This is a genomic window from Acinetobacter baumannii, assembly GCF_009759685.1.
GTDB lineage: Bacteria > Pseudomonadota > Gammaproteobacteria > Pseudomonadales > Moraxellaceae > Acinetobacter > Acinetobacter baumannii.
Map to the genome: position 1 here is coordinate 644,752 of NZ_CP046654.1, position 17,486 is coordinate 662,237.

The window sequence follows — 17,486 nt, forward strand, 5'->3', positions numbered from 1 at the left end:
TAAAATCAAGAGAGTGATTGGCTTTTTGCTTGTCGAATCGCTTTTAAAACAACAATAAAACCACTTAATGTAAATAACACCATCATCACTCCCATATTGAGTGATGCAGACCAAATAAGGAAGTTAAGCAGTACTCCACCCAATAAACCGCAAGCAAATTGCATACTGCCCATAATTGCACTGGCTGTTCCTGCACGAGCACCTTGCTTTGACATGGCTAGAGCCATAGCATTTGGTCCAGTTAAACCAATTCCTGAAATTGCTAAGAACAGTCCTAACATTACTAGCCATAAAGGTGCTGCAGAAATTAAGCCAGCAATCAACACAATGCTTGCACCTGTCACTTGTACCATTGAACCTGCTTTTAAGCGCTTAGTGATTTCAACACGTGTGGTTAGGTGCTTATTTAAAGATGACATTAACATAATGCCAAAAGCATTGAGCCCGAATACATAAGCAAACTCTTGCTGATTTAAGCCATATTGATCCATAAAAACGGCTGGAGCTGAGCTGATATAACAGAATAATGCTGCACCTGTTAAACATCCTGCAAACATAGGTAAACGGAAGCTTGCATCTTTGAAAATAGCACCATATAAGGTAGCCACTTGATATAGAGATAACTTGAGCCTCTTATCCATTGCCAAAGTTTCTTTAAAAAAGAAATGTACACATAGCCAACAGATTGCCCCTACAATTGAAAGCGCAATAAAAATCGCTTGCCACGGAAACCAGATTAATATCCAGGCCCCAATCATCGGTGCCAAAATAGGTGCCAAGCCCATTACGATCATCATGCTTGAAAAAGCTTGTGCCGAGCCTTGGACATCTAATCTATCGCGTATAGCAGCACGAGCCATAACCACCCCCACACAACCACCTAAGGCTTGTAAAATACGGGCAGCAATTAGGCTCCATTCATTTGTAGCGAGCACGCAGAACAAGCTTGCAACTGCATAAAGCGCAAGCCCAAAATAAAGAGGCTTTTTTCGACCAATACGGTCGCTTAAAGGTCCATATACCAGTTGTCCAATGGCTAAACCAAAAAAATAAGCTGGCAATGTGTTTGCTACCATTTGCGTACTCACCCCAAAATCATGGGCCATTTGAGGCAACGCAGGTAAGTACATATCAATGGATAATGGCCCTAAAGCCGTGAGTAAAGCGAGCAACATAATCCAGCCAATAGAATATTGACGCTGGGCTGTTTGTTCAGACATAACGATATTTCATTTTTCAATCATTTGCATACAGACAAGCTTACACTGTCTATCGTATGATTTGTGCAACATTGGTGTAGAAATACGCAAATCCTTTATCACTCAGGTTGATCAGCAAGGACTTCATTTGAAATCTTGGTTTAAACGCCTAAAAAGAGCGACTTATAACACATCATTTATGTATAACGTGCGGATGCTGATTGCCTTTTCAGGAACTGCGTTCGTGCCTTATTTTCTAGGACATCAATTAGCAACTATTCCCCTCACTTTAGGTGTGGTCGCAGCTGGTTTAAGTGATATTGATGATCGCTTTTCAGTGCGAATCATGAATTTGATTTACACCTATATTGGTTTCTTCATTACCGCAGCTTCCGTGCAATTACTTTTCCCTTATCCAATGCTTTTTGCGCTAGGGCTGATTGCCTCTTGTATTGGCTGGATTTTACTCGGGTCATTAGGTCGCCGTTACGCAACAATTTCTTATGGATGTCTGGTTGTTTCAGTTTATACCATGTTGGGAGTTCATTTATTTGACCAGTGGTATATTCAGCCAGCGCTTTTGGTTGCAGGAGCAGCATGGTACGGACTTATTGCAACCATTAGCTTTTTATTATTTCCGGTTCGCCAGCTCCAAGATAAACTTGCGGCCTCTTATGCTTCATTAGGCGACTTTCTGTTTGCCAAATCTAATTTGTTTGATGTCGATATGACTCCTGCGAGTTATCAGCAAAGCATGATTGATCTTTCATTAGAAAATGGCAAATTAATAACGATTTTTAATGATCTTAAAACCGCCCTTTTAACCCGTTTAAAGGGTGACCGTGGACAAAAAGGTACTCGCCGTAGCCTACATTATTATTTTGTCGCACAAGATATCCATGAACGTGCAGATTCTGCCCATATCGACTATCAAAAATTAGCTAAAATTTTCCAGCACAGTGATATTTTATTTAGGTTTCAGCGCATTTTGGCAATTCAGGGTAAAGCTTGCCAAGAGCTAAATGAATGTATTTTACAGCGTAAACCCTATATCCATAACAAACGCTTTAAGCAGAGTTTCGAGAATTTACGCTTATCTTTAGTAAAGTTAAGAGATGATCAGCAGTATGACTTATTGTGGGTAAATGCTCTTTTTGCCTTATACCGAAACTTAAAGTCTATTGACTCACAATTACTCAACTTAGAAACGGAACAGCATATTCAGTCTGACAAAGTAAAGCAGGCTGAAAACCAACTTAAAGATGATGATCTAAAAGGTTGGAATGATATTGTTGTCCGAATAAAACAAAATCTAACACCTGAATCTGTACTATTCCGTCATGCCATACGAGTTTCGATTGTTCTTTTTATTGGATATGTATTTATTCAAATGACCCATATCGAATATGGCTACTGGATTATGTTGACTGCTTTATTTGTTAGCCAACCTAACTTTAACGCAACAAAACGTCGCTTACGTTTACGTATTGTAGGTACATTAGTCGGGATTATTGTCGGCCTTAGCATAGTATTTTTAGTACCTTCTGTGGAAGGGCAATTAGTCATGCTAATTTTGAGTGGCGTACTGTTTTTCGAGTTACGTAGTAAGCAATATGCTCAAGCAACCGCTTTTATTACTATTTTGGCATTAATTAACTTTAATCTGGACGGTTCAGCAGTCGCTGCAGCTATTCCTAGGTTTGTTGATACCCTAATTGGTTGTGCGTTAGCATGGTTTGGCGTGACCTTTATTTGGCCTGACTGGAAATTCCGTCGCCTCCCACGCAGTATTCGACGCTCCTTACAAGCACAATGTAATTATTTAGCTGAAGTGGTAAAACAATATCATGAAGGACATAATCATGCCCTCAATTACCGTATTGTCCGCCGAGCAGCACATAATACCGATGCAGAAGTCGCTTCGCTTATTTCTACTTTAGCAACAGAGCCAGACTTCGACCCTACTCGTAAATCCGATATATTTGAATTTTTATGCCTCAATCATACATTTTTAAGTTATATCGCAGCACTTGGAGCACATCGAGAAAAGATTCAGGATCAAGCGGTTCTTAACGTATTAGATCAAGCTTTAGATGATATACAAGGTGCTTTGTTAAGAGATGAAATGCCTGATCTTACGGCACAAAATATGCTACAGACGATACGTCAGCGCTTAAGCCAAAATGATGAAGATGACCAAAAATCGCTCATTATTTTACAGCAATTATCGCTGATGCTCAGTGTATTAAATCGATTTAGTATGTTAAAACAACGGCTAAGTCATGATCTGGATAATGATGCTAGCGAACTTGCATCATTATAAATTTGAGTCAGAATTTAGTATGAAATTGGCATAATATCCTTTCCTGACTTATGCCAATTAATGCTAAACTTAAAACAGTTTACAATTTGTTATTTGCACTATGACCGCGAAAACTTTATATGCTTATACGCTTCAGCCTGTTCCTTACGAGGTATCAGAAGCTGAGCAACGTAATGCACAACTTCTTATCTGGCGCAGCACCAATAAAATCAGCACAAAAATCTGGGCGATTATGGGCGTAATTTTAGCCCTTGCGATTTTAGGTCTTATCTTTATCAAGAACTACTCTACAGTGATTTGCTGGGTTGCTATTGTCTGTGTAGTACTTTATTACCTAGGCCGCAAATATGGTTTGGAATGGTACGTTAAGCGTAAGATGAATGAGTTTCCTGTGCAGGAAATCAAAGGTATTCGCTTAGGTGTACAACCTCACGGTATCGTAATGCGCCAGCAAATGGGCTTACAAGAAGGCGTTGGAACTATCGGATGGAAAAATATCTATGAATGGTACAACACCCCTGACTTTATTTTAGTTAACTTTAAAGTAAAAGATCCTAAAGGTCAGGAACAACAAGGTGCATATATATTGCCTAAACGTATGGACTCTAAAAACTTTTCTTTCAATACAATTCGTAAGCATTTGAAAGAAAGTGTAGGTGAACCGAAAACTTTATAATTTCACCTCTTTAAAAAGCCTCCTTTACAGGAGGTTTTTTATTATGCTAAAAATAAATGATAATGAAAATTAATATTATCTCCAAAATCCATATTATCTACTCAATCTTCGGCTATACTTCGTTACAAGATCTCCATCATATTTACATTATTCGACCATGTTTAAAAAGTTTTTATTTCAAATTCATTGGTTTCTGGGTATTAGTGCTGGCCTCATCTTATCCATTATGGGTGTTACAGGCGCAATTTATTCTTATGATCAGCAAATTTTAAAATGGGTAAACACAGATAGTTATGTTGTGCAAGCACAAAGCTCACCTAAGCTTACCCCTGCTCAGCTTTACCAGCATTTCACAACAATCCAGCCTGAAATTAAAATTAATAGCATTACAATTGCCAAAGATCCTACCGCCTCATCTGTAGTAAACATTGAAAAAGAAGGCGAACGACGCGGCTACAATATGATGGTTAACCCTTATACAGCTCAAGTATTACCAGAGGTACAAGGTCGTAAACTACTTTTATTAATACAACAAATTCACCGAAACTTAACTGCTGGTGAGTTCGGTAAACAAATTACCGGTGCTTGTGCCCTAATGCTCATATATTTTGTTTTGAGCGGATTATATTTACGCTGGCCGAAAAAGCACTCTGCACGTCAATGGCTTGCTGTTAAGCCCAAACTTAAAGGTCGAAATTTTATTTGGGATTTACACGCTGTTGTAGGTACATGGGTTATTGTTTTTTATCTTCTTTTTGCATGTACAGGTCTATATTGGTCATATGACTGGTGGCGTAGTGGTATGTTCAAAGTATTAGGTGTAGAACAACCTAAAATGCAAGGCCATAGTGGATCTGGGCGAAATAAAGATCAATTGCCTAAAATTCAACTAGATAATGCTCAACTGATTACCGCACTTAACCAAACTTGGAGTGGTTTTAATAATCAGATTGGACGTGATTATTCGACTTTAACAGTTAACTTACCTAAAAAAGATGATGGAAAAATTGAATTAAGTTTTGTAGATGCAACGCCACAACATGAACGTGCACGTAACCAAGCTGTCTATAACTATAAAACTGCCAATATTGAAAAAATGGAGCTTTATGAAGATAAAAAGCTTAATCAAAAAATTATGAGCAGTATGTTACCTGTGCACCGAGGTAGTTTCTTCGGACCAGTTTATCAATTTGTGGCGATGCTTGCTTCTTTAGCCATGCCATTATTCTTTGTTACCGGATGGATGCTTTACCTTAAACGCCGTAAGCAGAAAAAACTTACTCAAGCGGCTCGCCAGTCTTTAGCAGGCCATTATATCGATCAAAATGCTAAGCCTTGGTTAATCACTTATGCCACCCAAACTGGAGTTGCGGAACAACTCGCGTGGAGTACGGCAACGAGCTTACAAGAGGCGCATCAACCAGTTCAGGTTAAATCTGTACAACAACTAACCGAAGCTGATTTACAGCAACATGAACAAATATTATTTGTGATTAGCACCTATGGTACTGGAGAAGCACCTGACTTAGCTTCTAATTTTGCTAAAAAGTTATTAAAAACCAACTTAGAACTTCAACATGTCAAATATGCAGTATTAGCTTTAGGTTCTAAGGAATATCCGGATACTTATTGTAGTTTTGGCCACACAGTAGATGAATGGCTTAAAAACAATGGTGCCAAAGCCCTCTTCGATATTATAGAAGTAGATAATGCAAATCCGGCAGATATTCAAAACTGGAATCAGGCGCTTGTAAAAGCAACCAAACTAGATTTGCATGCTGTTAATATCGAAAAAGTGTTTGATAATTGGACATTACAACAACGTGATTTACTCAATCCAAATAGTCTAGGTCAGCCTGCCTACAATATTGAACTTACTGCCAGTCATGAAGCTATATGGCAAGCTGGAGACATTGCTGAAATACAACCAGGTAACAGCCCTGAACGTATTAATAAGTTTTTACAGCATCATCACATTCTTAAAAATGCAGTGGTAGACTCGCTACAGGTTTCTATTGAAAAGGCACTTTGGAATAAAGATTTAACTGGTGAAATTGAACCGTTTGCCAATCTGGACCATTTACTAGAACAACTCCCTACCCTACCAACGCGAGAATATTCCATTGCTAGCATCCCTTCTCAGCAAGTATTACGTCTAGTTGTTCGTCAACAATATGATGAGTCTGGTAATTTAGGTTTAGGATCAGGTTGGCTGACTCAACATACAGAAATTAATCAAAATGTTGCACTGCGTATCCGTACCAATGAGTCTTTTCATTTGATTGATGATAATCGTCCAATTATTTGTATTGGTAATGGAACGGGAATCGCGGGTTTAATGAGTTTACTTCATACACGAACTCGCCATAACTATACTGAAAACTGGCTAATTTTCGGTGAACGCCAACGTGCTCATGATTTCTTCTATGCATCAACCATTGAAGCTTGGCAAACGATGGGAATGTTAAAACGACTTGATCTTGCATTTTCACGTGATCAAGAACAACGTGTTTATGTTCAAGATATCATCCGACAAAATGCAGCAGAGTTAGTCAACTGGATTGAACGCGGTGCAGTACTCTATGTATGCGGCAGTATTGATGGGATGGCAAGTGGAGTCGATCAAGCACTTATTCATATTTTAGGCGAAGAACAAGTCGATGAGTTAAGACAACAAGGCCGTTATCGCCGTGATGTTTATTAAATATCAATAAATAACAAAGCCGAGTAATAGCCAAAATGCTTTACTCGGCTTTTTATTACAATCAGCATTGAATTTGGAATGATTTTGCATACACTGTCTGCAATTTAAATTGCAGCTTTAAACACAATGCAAGTCAGTAAGTGGATTCGGATTTTCTTAGCAGTCATTGGTTCAATTTTATTTTTGGATGGCTTATTTCTAGCTTTTCTAAATAAAATTCATGTAGGCACACTTGTTCCTTTAGTTTTAGGAGCATTCTTCTGTCTTTATGCATTATTTTATTATCATTTAGAACGGTTTTTCTTCTATCACTATCGGCTTCATACTCTTTGGCGTTTTGGGTGGTTGTGTTTCTGGATTTGGTTAATTGGCTTAGGCTATTTTTTTAATTTTATTAAAGAAAATAAAGACGCAAGTCAAAATCTCCCCGCAGTTAAAGCAATTATTGTTTTAGGAAGTGGTGTCGAAAATGGAGAGCCTTCAGCTATTCTTGCAAAGCGTCTTGACACAGCAGCTCCAGTTGCCCTTTCACAACCGCAAGCAAAGGTTATTTTAACAGGCGGTTTGGACTTTTCAGAAAAAGAACCTGAAGCATTAGTCATGTCACGCTACTTGAAACAACATTTTCATATAACAAAAGACCGAATGATCCTTGAAGACAAAAGCACAAGTACAGAACTTAATCTTAAAAATAGTAAACCTTTACTTGAACAAGCTCATATTAGTGTTAATCAACCTATTGCAATTGTTACAAGTGACTTCCATACACCACGAGCTGCAGCTATTGCAAAGAAACAAGGCTATACACAGGTTTATATGGTCGCTGCAGAAACACCTTTAATTACTCGCTACAACGCTTGGCTACGTGAATATTTTGCGTACGCTAGTGGCTGGCTTCTAAACGAGTATTAATCTTGGTTCAGAAAGCTGCTATCGCTTTATAGCATGGCAGCTTTAGTTAAACTCGATAGTAATAATAATTTGAACTCAAAAATTAAGTATGGAAAAGAGAGGGTTAACTAAAAAAGAGATAAAATAGATAGATAAAAAACAGGAAGAGCAGAAACGCAAAAAACACCAAATAAATTAGTGTATTTAATTTTTTAAATTTGAAAAAATTATGGTGGGCGCTGACGGGATCGAACCGCCGACATTCTGCTTGTAAGGCAGACGCTCTACCAACTGAGCTAAGCGCCCTGATTGAAAAAGACAACAATCGCAGTCTTTATACATTACATCCTCTAGATCAGGGAATCAAGAGAATGGCGCAGCGGACGGGGCTCGAACCCGCGACCCCCGGCGTGACAGGCCGGTATTCTAACCAACTGAACTACCGCTGCACTTGCAATACTTTAAAAATAAAGTATGGTCACAAATTATGGTGGGCGCTGACGGGATCGAACCGCCGACATTCTGCTTGTAAGGCAGACGCTCTACCAACTGAGCTAAGCGCCCTGCAAAAGCGTTTTATAAAAGTGGCGCAGCGGACGGGGCTCGAACCCGCGACCCCCGGCGTGACAGGCCGGTATTCTAACCAACTGAACTACCGCTGCACTTTCACAATATCGCAATTGTGGGGTAAACGATGTTAAGTCTTAAGTGGCGCAGCGGACGGGGCTCGAACCCGCGACCCCCGGCGTGACAGGCCGGTATTCTAACCAACTGAACTACCGCTGCACTTGAGATCTTAACGTAAAGGCTTGGTGGGCGCTGACGGGATCGAACCGCCGACATTCTGCTTGTAAGGCAGACGCTCTACCAACTGAGCTAAGCGCCCTTAACGTCTTCATCGTTTGTGAGGTGCATTATAGAGAATCTTTAACAGGTGTCAAACGCTTTTCGACAACTTTTCAAAAAAATGCGAATGAATGATTAAAAATAAGTCATTATTAAGTAAAAAACAATTTTTTGTATTTTATTTAAGCACTTATTTTAATATTTTGATCATTCGGCTAATTAAACAATAATCTTTAAAATCCTATTTTAGGTTAAAGATTGTTCAGACAAATAAACTAATGCGTCTTCAGAGACTAAATCAAACAATTCAATGATTTCTTCATTACGCATTCGAATACACCCATGTGACATTGGAACCCCCATCGGTTCTTTATCAGGCGTACCATGAATATAGATATAACGTTGCATCGTGTCATGGCCTTCGCCTTTGTTAAAGCCCTCTTCTAAGCCATCTAACCAAAGAATGCGTGACAATATCCAATCTCGCTCAGGAAATTGTGCGGCTAATTCACTGCTATAAACTTCACCTGTGGGCTGCCGTGCAATAAAAACTGCATTTTTGGGAGATTGCATACCAAATTTCTTAGCAACCCGATGCCATCCACGTGGGGTTTTACCCGTATTTTCTTGTTCCCCAATTCCATTTTTGCCAGTAGAGACCACGTAAAACTTATTATGTTTAGGTAAGCTTAAAGTTTGATTTGCTAAATCGATAAGAATATCTGCATCTTCAAGTTTAAATTGGGACATCGAATTTCTTCTCTTATATCAACTCAACTATTTTGAGCTTTAATGAAAAATTATGGGGAAGCTTGTCTTGCGCCAAAATTAAAAGATTATCAATCTTTTAATTTTGGCTCAGGACGTAGCCATAACCAAATTGCAACAACAAGCATGGTAGTATCGGTAAAAACCTTGACCCAAAACGGCGCCGAAGTAAACAGCATCAGAATACCACTTGCGGTCATCATAATGGTTGCAATCCACTTTGCCTTACGCGGTACTGTCCCATTTGCTCGCCAGTCCCGCAGGGTTGGTCCATACTTGGGGTGGTTTAACAACCACGCATCCATCTGAGGCCACCCTTTTGAGGCCGCCCAAGCAGCCAGAATAAGAAACACTGTTGTCGGCATGCCTGGTAAAATTGCTCCAATAATACCAAGCGTGATAAAAATCACGACCAGAGTTCGCCAAAACAATGTTCGCATATATAAACCTTAAGCTATTGTTACTCGTAGTATAAAGTGTTTTTCTGGTATTGTTTTGTTGATTGACCATGAAATTTGGATGAATTATTTCGAGTACTCAACGTATGAATATTGCCTCAATTAAAACATCCTATTTTGAGCCATGGTTACAGTTCAGTCACCCAATGGTAAGACAATTGGCCTTTACAATTGCCAGCCCGAATCTACTTAGCCAACTTCCCTGCAGCCTTACTATTCGACATAGTTTTCAATTACATACAGATAAAAATTGGGAACAACATTTTCAAAATTACTTACCCCGCCTAAAGCAGCTTGATGAAGCACCAGAACCTTTACTTCAATTTATGTCTCGGCTTAAGAGCACACGCTTAGGTTTACGTTTTGAAAATTTACTTTGGTTTTGGCTACAAGAAGATCAATATCATCCTTATCAGTTATTAGGCCATAGCATTCAAAAAATTGATGGAGCAAAAACTTTAGGTGAACTCGATTTTTTAGTTTTAAATCAAAATACTCAAGAAATTGAACATTGGGAAGTTGCTCTAAAATATTACCTAGGTGAAGGTCAATTAAATTTAGAACAATGGATTGGTTTAAATAGACAAGATACTTTAAGTAAAAAGCTTTACCACTTTACTGACAAACAATTTCAATTTTCAGAAGCTTTAGGGTTTAAAGTTCAACAACGTTTCGCTGTCTTAAAAGGACAACTTTATCTTCCTCTAAATTTACCTCAAGAACAGCCTATTCCTGAATGGATAAATTTAAAACGTCGCTTAGGTACTTGGGGTACAGAAATCCCTAAATCTGACTTTTACCGCTTAGAAAGACATGAATGGCTTTGTCCTCATCAAAAAGCGAGTTCAAACACTGCTTATTGGTGGACTGATGGCCTATATTGTCAAAATATTAATGAAACCCGATTTTATATGTTCAGGCACCCTGCTTTACTAAGCTTAAAACCTTCTCTCATCAAAAATAACGGTGTTTTACAAGAGACCACGTCCTTATAGAAACAATTTATAACGTTTTTACTATTAAACAATCATGTTTCTTTTTCCGTTTGTTTTTTAATCTAAATTTACTTCATTATTAAATTTATACGGAGAAAATGATGAAAAAAGTTTTAGTCGCATCTGTAATGGTGGCATTTGTTTTAACAGGTTGTAATACGTTCAAGGGTTTTGGTCAAGATGTCTCTAAAGCTGGTGATGCTGTAACTAACACCGCACAAAAAACTGAAAATAAAATGTAAGTTATGCTTAACATTTAAAAACCTTATCGTTTCGATAAGGTTTTTTTATTTTTAAATACCCATCCCTTAGAGATTCGCCTATTATATCGGACTATATTTCACCTCATCAGTACGCAATTTCCGGTATGAACCACTCAGACACTCTCTCGCTTAGCTTAGAACTTTTACAACAGCCTTCTGTTACTCCTATTGATCATACTTGCCAAACTATTATGGCTGACCGCTTAGCTAAAGTTGGCTTCCATATTGAACCTATGCGCTTTGGAGATGTCGATAATTTATGGGCTCGACGTGGAACCGAAGGCCCTGTATTTTGTTTTGCTGGTCATACCGACGTAGTACCAACAGGACGTTTAGACGCTTGGAATTCAGACCCATTTGCACCAGAAATTCGCGACGGCAAATTATATGGTCGTGGTTCAGCAGATATGAAAACTGCATTAGCTGCAATGGTAGTTGCATCTGAACGTTTTGTAGCAAAACACCCAAACCATAAAGGTTCAATTGCTTTTTTAATTACTTCAGATGAAGAAGGTCCTGCTGTTAACGGTACAGTTAAAGTCATCGAAACACTGGAAAAGCGTAATGAAAAAATTACTTGGTGTTTAGTCGGTGAACCATCAAGTACTCATAAATTAGGTGATATTGTTAAGAATGGCCGTCGTGGTTCTCTTAATGCTGTATTGAAGGTTCAAGGCAAACAAGGTCATGTAGCTTACCCACACTTGGCACGTAATCCAATTCATGAAGCATCGCCAGCTTTAGCTGAGTTGTGTCAAACAGTTTGGGACAATGGCAATGAGTATTTCCCTGCAACTTCATTCCAGATTTCAAATATCCATGCAGGTACTGGCGCAACCAATGTGATCCCTGGTACTTTAGAAGTTACTTTTAATTTCCGTTATTCAACCGAGGTTACAGCAGAACAACTTAAACAACGTGTTCATGAAATTTTAGACAAGCATGGCTTACAGTATGAAATTGTCTGGAATTTGTCTGGCTTACCGTTCTTAACTCCAGTAGGTGAATTAGTTAACGCAGCTCAAACTGCTATTTTAAATGTGACTGGTACTGAGACTGAGCTTTCAACAAGTGGTGGTACATCTGATGGGCGTTTCATTGCGCCAACAGGTGCACAAGTTTTAGAACTCGGTGTTCTAAACGCTACTATCCATCAAATTAATGAACATGTTGATGTACATGATCTTGATCCATTAACTGATATTTATGAGCAAATTTTAGAAAATTTATTAGCTTAATAAAATAAAAAAGGAACTCAAAAGAGTTCCTTTTTCCTTTATAAGCCAAGTGATTTTTCAATATATTTTAAGTTAGGTATATAGTAGCGTTGATCTTGCATACGCACATATTTAAATACTGCTGGATATTGTTCAGCCTCATGCTCATCCATTTCATCGACAATTTCAGAAATACGCAGACGAGTAGAAACTGGCATAGTTTTACAGATTAATGCAAAACGTTGGCTAATATTTTCCCCTTCAATCACTAATGCTACTGCATGTTGATCAATTGCGTTATGTACTGAGTAGACCGGTAGCTTCACATCATGCCATTCAATATGTTTTACGCCATTTTTTACATCCATGGCAGACAACACAATGTTTTGTGGCAATAGCATAGGTACCTGATCGTTACATTCAATGATATAAGCGTCAATAAAACCAGTTGAAACTGTAATAAGATGCTGTAGCTCTTGTTGGTCCATATTAGCGATCAATGATGTATTTACACTACCTTTCATGATTTGACCTCACTTTCAGACGCTACAAGTAAAGCATCGATATTCTCTAGTAACTCTTCTTCCTGGAAAGGTTTACCCATATATTGACTTACACCTAACGAGAATGCTCGTTCACGATGTTTTTCGCCTGTTCTGGAAGTAATCATAATAATTGGCATGTATTGATGCATATCATGATGTCGTACAAGATTGAGAACCTCAAAACCATCCATACGTGGCATTTCAATATCAAGTAGCATCAAATCTGGCTTAATATTTTCTAGCTGTTCTATGGCGTCAACACCATCTTTAGCCGTAACCACATCATAGCCTTGGCGTTCAAGTAATCGGGAAGTGACCTTACGCACAGTTACTGAGTCATCTACAATCATGATGAGGCGGCGTTCATCAGACTCTCGGTGTCTATACACTGCTTCACTAAGTTGTTTATGACGCTGAGTTGACTGAATTTGTCGCGCAATATTTTGTCCATCTAAAATTAAGCAGACCTGTCCATCACCTAAAATTGTGGCGCCTGCAATTGCTCCAATGCTAGAGAACTGTTGACCAATTGGTTTCACTACAATTTGTGCTCGAGAGCCAATTAACTGGTCAACAAGTAGTGCCACAGTTTGGCCATTATTGGCTTTAATCATTAACACAGGTAATGAATACATCACACCATTTAAACGTGGTATGGGTTGGTTACCAACAAATTCAGAAAGATAACGTAATGGATAACGTTTATTTTCATACTCAAATAGTTCTTGAGGACTTTCAAAATACTGCTCTAAAGAGGCTGGTGACACTCGAATAATTCGATCGATTTGAGCGAGTGGAATCGCAAATTGTTGATCTGCCACTTTCACCATTAAGGCATCACTTACCGCTACTGTAGTCGGTACGCGAATCGTAAATGTTGTTCCCTGCCCATAGACGGATTCAACGCTGACATGTCCCCCCAAAGACTTAATATCACTCTGCACGACATCAAGACCTACACCACGTCCGGAAATCTGAGTGACTTGCTCTGCTGTACTTAAACCTGGATGGAAAATGAGTTGCAGTATGTCTTGCTGTTCTAAGTCTTGTTCTGGCTTGATCAATCTGGCAAGGAGTGCTTTCTGACGTACTTTTTCAACATCAATACCTTGACCATCATCGCTAAAGACAACCACAACATCCGTACCTTGACGCTGAATATTAAGCTCAATACGCCCTGTTTCCGGTTTATTTGCTTGTTGCCGCTGCGCTCGGTCTTCTAAACCATGGTCAATTGCGTTTCTGAGCATATGCTCAAGCGGAGTCACTAACCGTTCTAAAATGTTGCGGTCCAACTCACCTTCCGTATTATTTACGAAAAGCTCAGCAGGTCTATTCAATGCTGTAGACGTCTGACGAACAATTCGTTGTAAACGCGGCAATAAACGCGAAAATGGGACCAAACGTGTCCGCATTAAACCTTCTTGAATTTCCGCTTGAATTCGTGATTGTTGTAAAAGCAAACTTTCGGTATCTCTGATTTTGTCAGATAACGTATTTTTAAAGTCGACCAAGTCCGATGCAGATTCAGCAAGCGATTTCGACAATTGATTTAAAGATGAATACTGGTCCATCTCTAACGGATCAAAGTCGGTATAACGAGAATGTTCAATTCCATGTTTAGCAATAATCTGTGTTTCTAACTCACCTTCCATTCGTCGTAACTGATCGGCAAGTCGTTGAATCGCCAACTCCATTTCAACTAGTGTATGGCTAAACTGACTTAGGTCCATTTCAATTCGTGAACGGTTAATGGAATTTTCACCAGACAAATCAATCATTTTCTCGATTAAGTCGGCTGAGACACGGATCATTTCATTATTCTGATCCAGACGCTCTGTTTGCTCCCACGCTCCCATCATTGGTGGAGGCTCTGTACCATCACCTTGTATAAAGGTCATCACTGGTTCTGAGCTAAACAAGTCCGCTCTAGTTAACTTAGTCGGAATCTGGATTGTAGTTTCAAAGAATTGAATATTTTCTAAACTTTGCTGTAATCCATCGAAATGCTGATAATTGTGGTTGAAAATTGCATCTTTTAACCATGCAATTGCACTTTCTAATAAATGATCATAAATATTTGAATTGAAGTGATGCAACGCAAATTGTTCAAAAGCATTTTCTAGTTGGTAGGCAATTGCTTGTACGGCTTCTAAACCCACCATTCGTGCACCACCTTTCAAACTGTGCACGGCTCTTTGTAGCTGAAGCAAAATACTACGATTTGTACGCTGTTCAAACCATTGTTTTAATAGCGACTCAGCCATTTCTAACAATTCAGTAGCTTCTTCTAGGAAGGTCTGTTCAACAACAGCATCAATGTCCTGTTCATCAGCTGCAACTTCATTCTCTTGCGATGTAACCGAGGTAATTACTTCAACTGGAGTAGCTAACTCGGTAACCGCTGTATCGAATACCTGATCGTGATGAGTTTCTAGCTTTGCAAGAGCAGGTTCAAGTTCTACTGGTATCTCATCTATTATTATTTCAGATATCACCTCTTGCTCAGAGAATACCTCACTTTCAGCATCAAATGCCTCAACCACTGATACAGGTTGGAAGTTAGAGTTTTGACCCGCTCGTTTTAATGCGTTAATTGTGTAAGGAGCTGCATAATCTAGTTGTTGTTCACGCATGATTTGTAAACGATCAGCCAAGTCATCTTGAACCAAACGAATAAAATCAATTAAATCTGAAGTTGCTACTAATTGCTTTTGAATTAAACGCTCATAAATGCTTTCTAATTCATGGGCAATCAAACCAAGATACGTTGCCTGAACCATATTTGCTCCCCCTTTCAAGGTATGCAAATAACGCATTAGGTTGTTCAGAGCTGCAAAGTTTTCTTGCTCACCTACCCAAATATTAAGATCGGTATCAATTCCCTCAAGTAATTCTTCAGCTTCCTCAAGAAAGATATCTAAAAGATCAGCATCAAAATTTCGATTCACTTGTGTAGATGAAATATATTGTCGATCTTGCTGCACACTTTGACCTAATACCGCCCAGTCTGCAGAGTCTGAGAAATTCTCTACAGTAGCTACTACTTCTGGCTCTGGTTCAATATTGGATATTGGTTCAAAAGATGTCGAATCCTGCTGAGGCAGGTCATTTGATATGTCTGGAGTGTACTGCGTATAAAGTTTTAATTCTTCTAAAATACTTTGGTGTTGCTTAACAACACCGACTCGCTGACCAGCAGCTAAAGCATCAAATAATTGAATGAGTTGTTGATGCGCTTTTTGATAAATTTCAAATATATAGTCCGATTGTAATAAAGCAGGTTTATCAAGCAGCACTTCATAACTTTCTTTCAGTTGGCTGGTATATTCATGTAAACCCAACATTGCTTGAGAATGTGTATGTTGCAGTAATAAATCAGCCTGTTCTCTTAGGCGTTCAAGATAATCAGGAAACTCATTACGAATACCCTTCTCAAAATCTAATTCTGCATCCAGTAATTCAGAAACATCTAATTGTAATAATTGCGATACCAAGCCATGAGAAGGCATTAACGGATCTGTTCGGTCACCATGTTGCTCAACATATGCATCCCAAGATTGATTAAATTGCTGCAATCTCGCTTCGAGCTGTTCACTTGAACTATATCTAGATAGTAGTTCCAAGCTATCTCGAACAAACTCACGATATTCTTGTAATAATAAAATTTCTTCAGAGTGAGAAGATAACTCTTCTTGCAGTAGTATTTTAAATAAATGCTCAACTTTGGTACTGGCCTCGAAAATTGTTTCGACCTGCGCCATTGCAGAGCTACCACGCAAAGTATGTAAAGCACGTATTAAAGCATTGTAACTGTCATACTGATGTAACTCTTGATCCAAAAATTGATGAATCGTGGCTAAATGTTCTTCCGCCTCTTCCATAAATAAGGTCAAAGTTTCATCTAGATTTATTTCAATTTCAGTATGAGTAGCTTGAATGATTGGCTCGGCTAACGAATCTTGTTCAATATAATCTAGCTCAAGACCAGTCACTGTTTCGGCCGTAAGCGTATTTGAAAGTTGTAAAAGCTCTTCTAAAGCTGGTTCTAAACTTTGCTGTTGTTGTAGTTGTTGACCTAATAAAATAAGAGGTCTGAAATCTAAGGTATGTGCTCTTTTTTGCTTAAAATTATCTACTAATTTAAGGAAATAGAACTTAAATACTAACTGCACATAGCTCTGGATAGTTGGCGTTAATTGTAAGCTTTGGTTGATTACCCGGTTGAGTGTATCTTCGACTGTCCAGGCAAGTTCAGCTGAAGATTTAGCGCCAATCATTCTTCCGGAACCTTTTAAGGTATGGAAATGACGACGAATTTCAGTGAGCTTAGCAATATTCTCAGACTGCATCCATTTATTTATCAAAGGTTGCAAATCAACAAAAATCTCTTCAATTTCTTCAATGAAGATCTCAAGAAACTCAGCATCTTGTTCAGAATAGCTATCTTCAGGTAGCGTCATTGCTTCAGTTAAAGTTTTTAATATTTCTTTCATAGCAAAGGCTTCTTTTGCTTACCCCCTGAGTGGGGAAAACTACAGAGTCAACACCAGAAAAATAACTATCTCCCCAATATTTGTCTGGCGCTGCTCATACTTTTA

General features: G+C 38.7%; 12 protein-coding genes and 6 tRNA genes. 7 read left to right on the plus strand and 11 right to left on the minus strand.

Features of this window, described 5'->3' with window-relative positions; all coding sequences use genetic code 11:
• Window positions 1-5: 5 nt before the first annotated feature.
• Entirely contained in the window at window positions 6-1,220 is a 1,215-nt protein-coding gene (locus GO593_RS02985; protein ID WP_000003698.1) for a multidrug effflux MFS transporter, read from the minus strand.
• 127 nt (window positions 1,221-1,347) lie between these two features.
• Here GO593_RS02985 and yccS point away from each other — a divergent pair, with 127 nt between their 5' ends.
• The 4 genes from yccS (at window position 1,348) to GO593_RS03005 (ending at window position 7,814) form a co-directional block, all read left to right on the plus strand.
• Window positions 1,348-3,522 carry a YccS family putative transporter gene (gene yccS, locus GO593_RS02990; RefSeq protein ID WP_001984830.1) on the plus strand — a complete coding sequence of 725 codons (2,175 nt, stop codon included), beginning with the start codon at window positions 1,348-1,350 and terminating at the stop codon, window positions 3,520-3,522.
• A 100-nt stretch (window positions 3,523-3,622) separates the two neighbouring features.
• Window positions 3,623-4,198: an SdpI family protein gene (locus GO593_RS02995; RefSeq protein WP_000125649.1), complete on the plus strand. Its 576-nt coding sequence runs from the start codon at window positions 3,623-3,625 to the stop codon at window positions 4,196-4,198.
• Window positions 4,199-4,355: 157 nt separating this feature from the next.
• Entirely contained in the window at window positions 4,356-6,902 is a 2,547-nt protein-coding gene (locus tag GO593_RS03000; protein ID WP_000473047.1) for a PepSY domain-containing protein, read from the plus strand.
• A gap of 126 nt (window positions 6,903-7,028) precedes the next feature.
• A complete protein-coding gene (locus GO593_RS03005) occupies window positions 7,029-7,814 on the plus strand; it encodes a YdcF family protein (RefSeq protein ID WP_001198160.1) in 786 nt (261 codons plus the stop codon).
• Window positions 7,815-8,023: 209 nt separating this feature from the next.
• Here GO593_RS03005 and GO593_RS03010 read toward each other — a convergent pair.
• The 8 genes from GO593_RS03010 to GO593_RS03045 all read right to left on the minus strand — a co-directional run bounded on the left by GO593_RS03010 (window position 8,024) and on the right by GO593_RS03045 (window position 9,847).
• A tRNA-Val gene (locus GO593_RS03010) sits at window positions 8,024-8,099 on the minus strand.
• A gap of 66 nt (window positions 8,100-8,165) precedes the next feature.
• Window positions 8,166-8,242, minus strand: a tRNA-Asp gene (locus GO593_RS03015).
• A gap of 39 nt (window positions 8,243-8,281) precedes the next feature.
• Window positions 8,282-8,357 (minus strand) — tRNA-Val (locus GO593_RS03020).
• A 21-nt stretch (window positions 8,358-8,378) separates the two neighbouring features.
• Window positions 8,379-8,455 (minus strand) — tRNA-Asp (locus GO593_RS03025).
• A gap of 47 nt (window positions 8,456-8,502) precedes the next feature.
• Window positions 8,503-8,579, minus strand: a tRNA-Asp gene (locus GO593_RS03030).
• A 24-nt stretch (window positions 8,580-8,603) separates the two neighbouring features.
• Window positions 8,604-8,679: transfer RNA gene (locus GO593_RS03035), tRNA-Val, on the minus strand.
• A 206-nt stretch (window positions 8,680-8,885) separates the two neighbouring features.
• Window positions 8,886-9,389, minus strand: coding sequence for a cell wall-recycling L,D-carboxypeptidase ElsL (gene elsL, locus GO593_RS03040; protein ID WP_000077301.1), 504 nt, complete (start codon window positions 9,387-9,389; stop codon window positions 8,886-8,888).
• 89 nt (window positions 9,390-9,478) lie between these two features.
• Window positions 9,479-9,847 (minus strand): YbaN family protein, encoded by a 369-nt coding sequence (locus tag GO593_RS03045; protein ID WP_001259501.1) that lies wholly within the window; start codon window positions 9,845-9,847, stop codon window positions 9,479-9,481.
• A gap of 104 nt (window positions 9,848-9,951) precedes the next feature.
• Between GO593_RS03045 and GO593_RS03050 the strand changes: the two genes are divergently transcribed.
• From GO593_RS03050 to dapE, 3 genes are all read left to right on the plus strand, one after another.
• Entirely contained in the window at window positions 9,952-10,860 is a 909-nt protein-coding gene (locus tag GO593_RS03050; RefSeq protein ID WP_001017531.1) for a DUF1853 family protein, read from the plus strand.
• A gap of 98 nt (window positions 10,861-10,958) precedes the next feature.
• Entirely contained in the window at window positions 10,959-11,102 is a 144-nt protein-coding gene (locus GO593_RS03055; RefSeq protein ID WP_001984826.1) for an entericidin A/B family lipoprotein, read from the plus strand.
• Window positions 11,103-11,227: 125 nt separating this feature from the next.
• Window positions 11,228-12,361, plus strand: coding sequence for a succinyl-diaminopimelate desuccinylase (gene dapE, locus GO593_RS03060; RefSeq protein ID WP_001016574.1), 1,134 nt, complete (start codon window positions 11,228-11,230; stop codon window positions 12,359-12,361).
• A 38-nt stretch (window positions 12,362-12,399) separates the two neighbouring features.
• Here the strand turns inward: dapE and GO593_RS03065 are convergent, their stop codons facing one another.
• Both GO593_RS03065 and GO593_RS03070 read right to left on the minus strand, forming a co-directional pair.
• A complete protein-coding gene (locus tag GO593_RS03065; RefSeq protein WP_000678928.1) occupies window positions 12,400-12,864 on the minus strand; it encodes a hypothetical protein in 465 nt (154 codons plus the stop codon).
• Window positions 12,861-17,381, minus strand: coding sequence for an Hpt domain-containing protein (locus tag GO593_RS03070; protein WP_000658883.1), 4,521 nt, complete (start codon window positions 17,379-17,381; stop codon window positions 12,861-12,863). Before GO593_RS03070 ends, GO593_RS03065 begins: the two co-directional genes overlap by 4 nt.
• Window positions 17,382-17,486 lie beyond the last annotated feature (105 nt).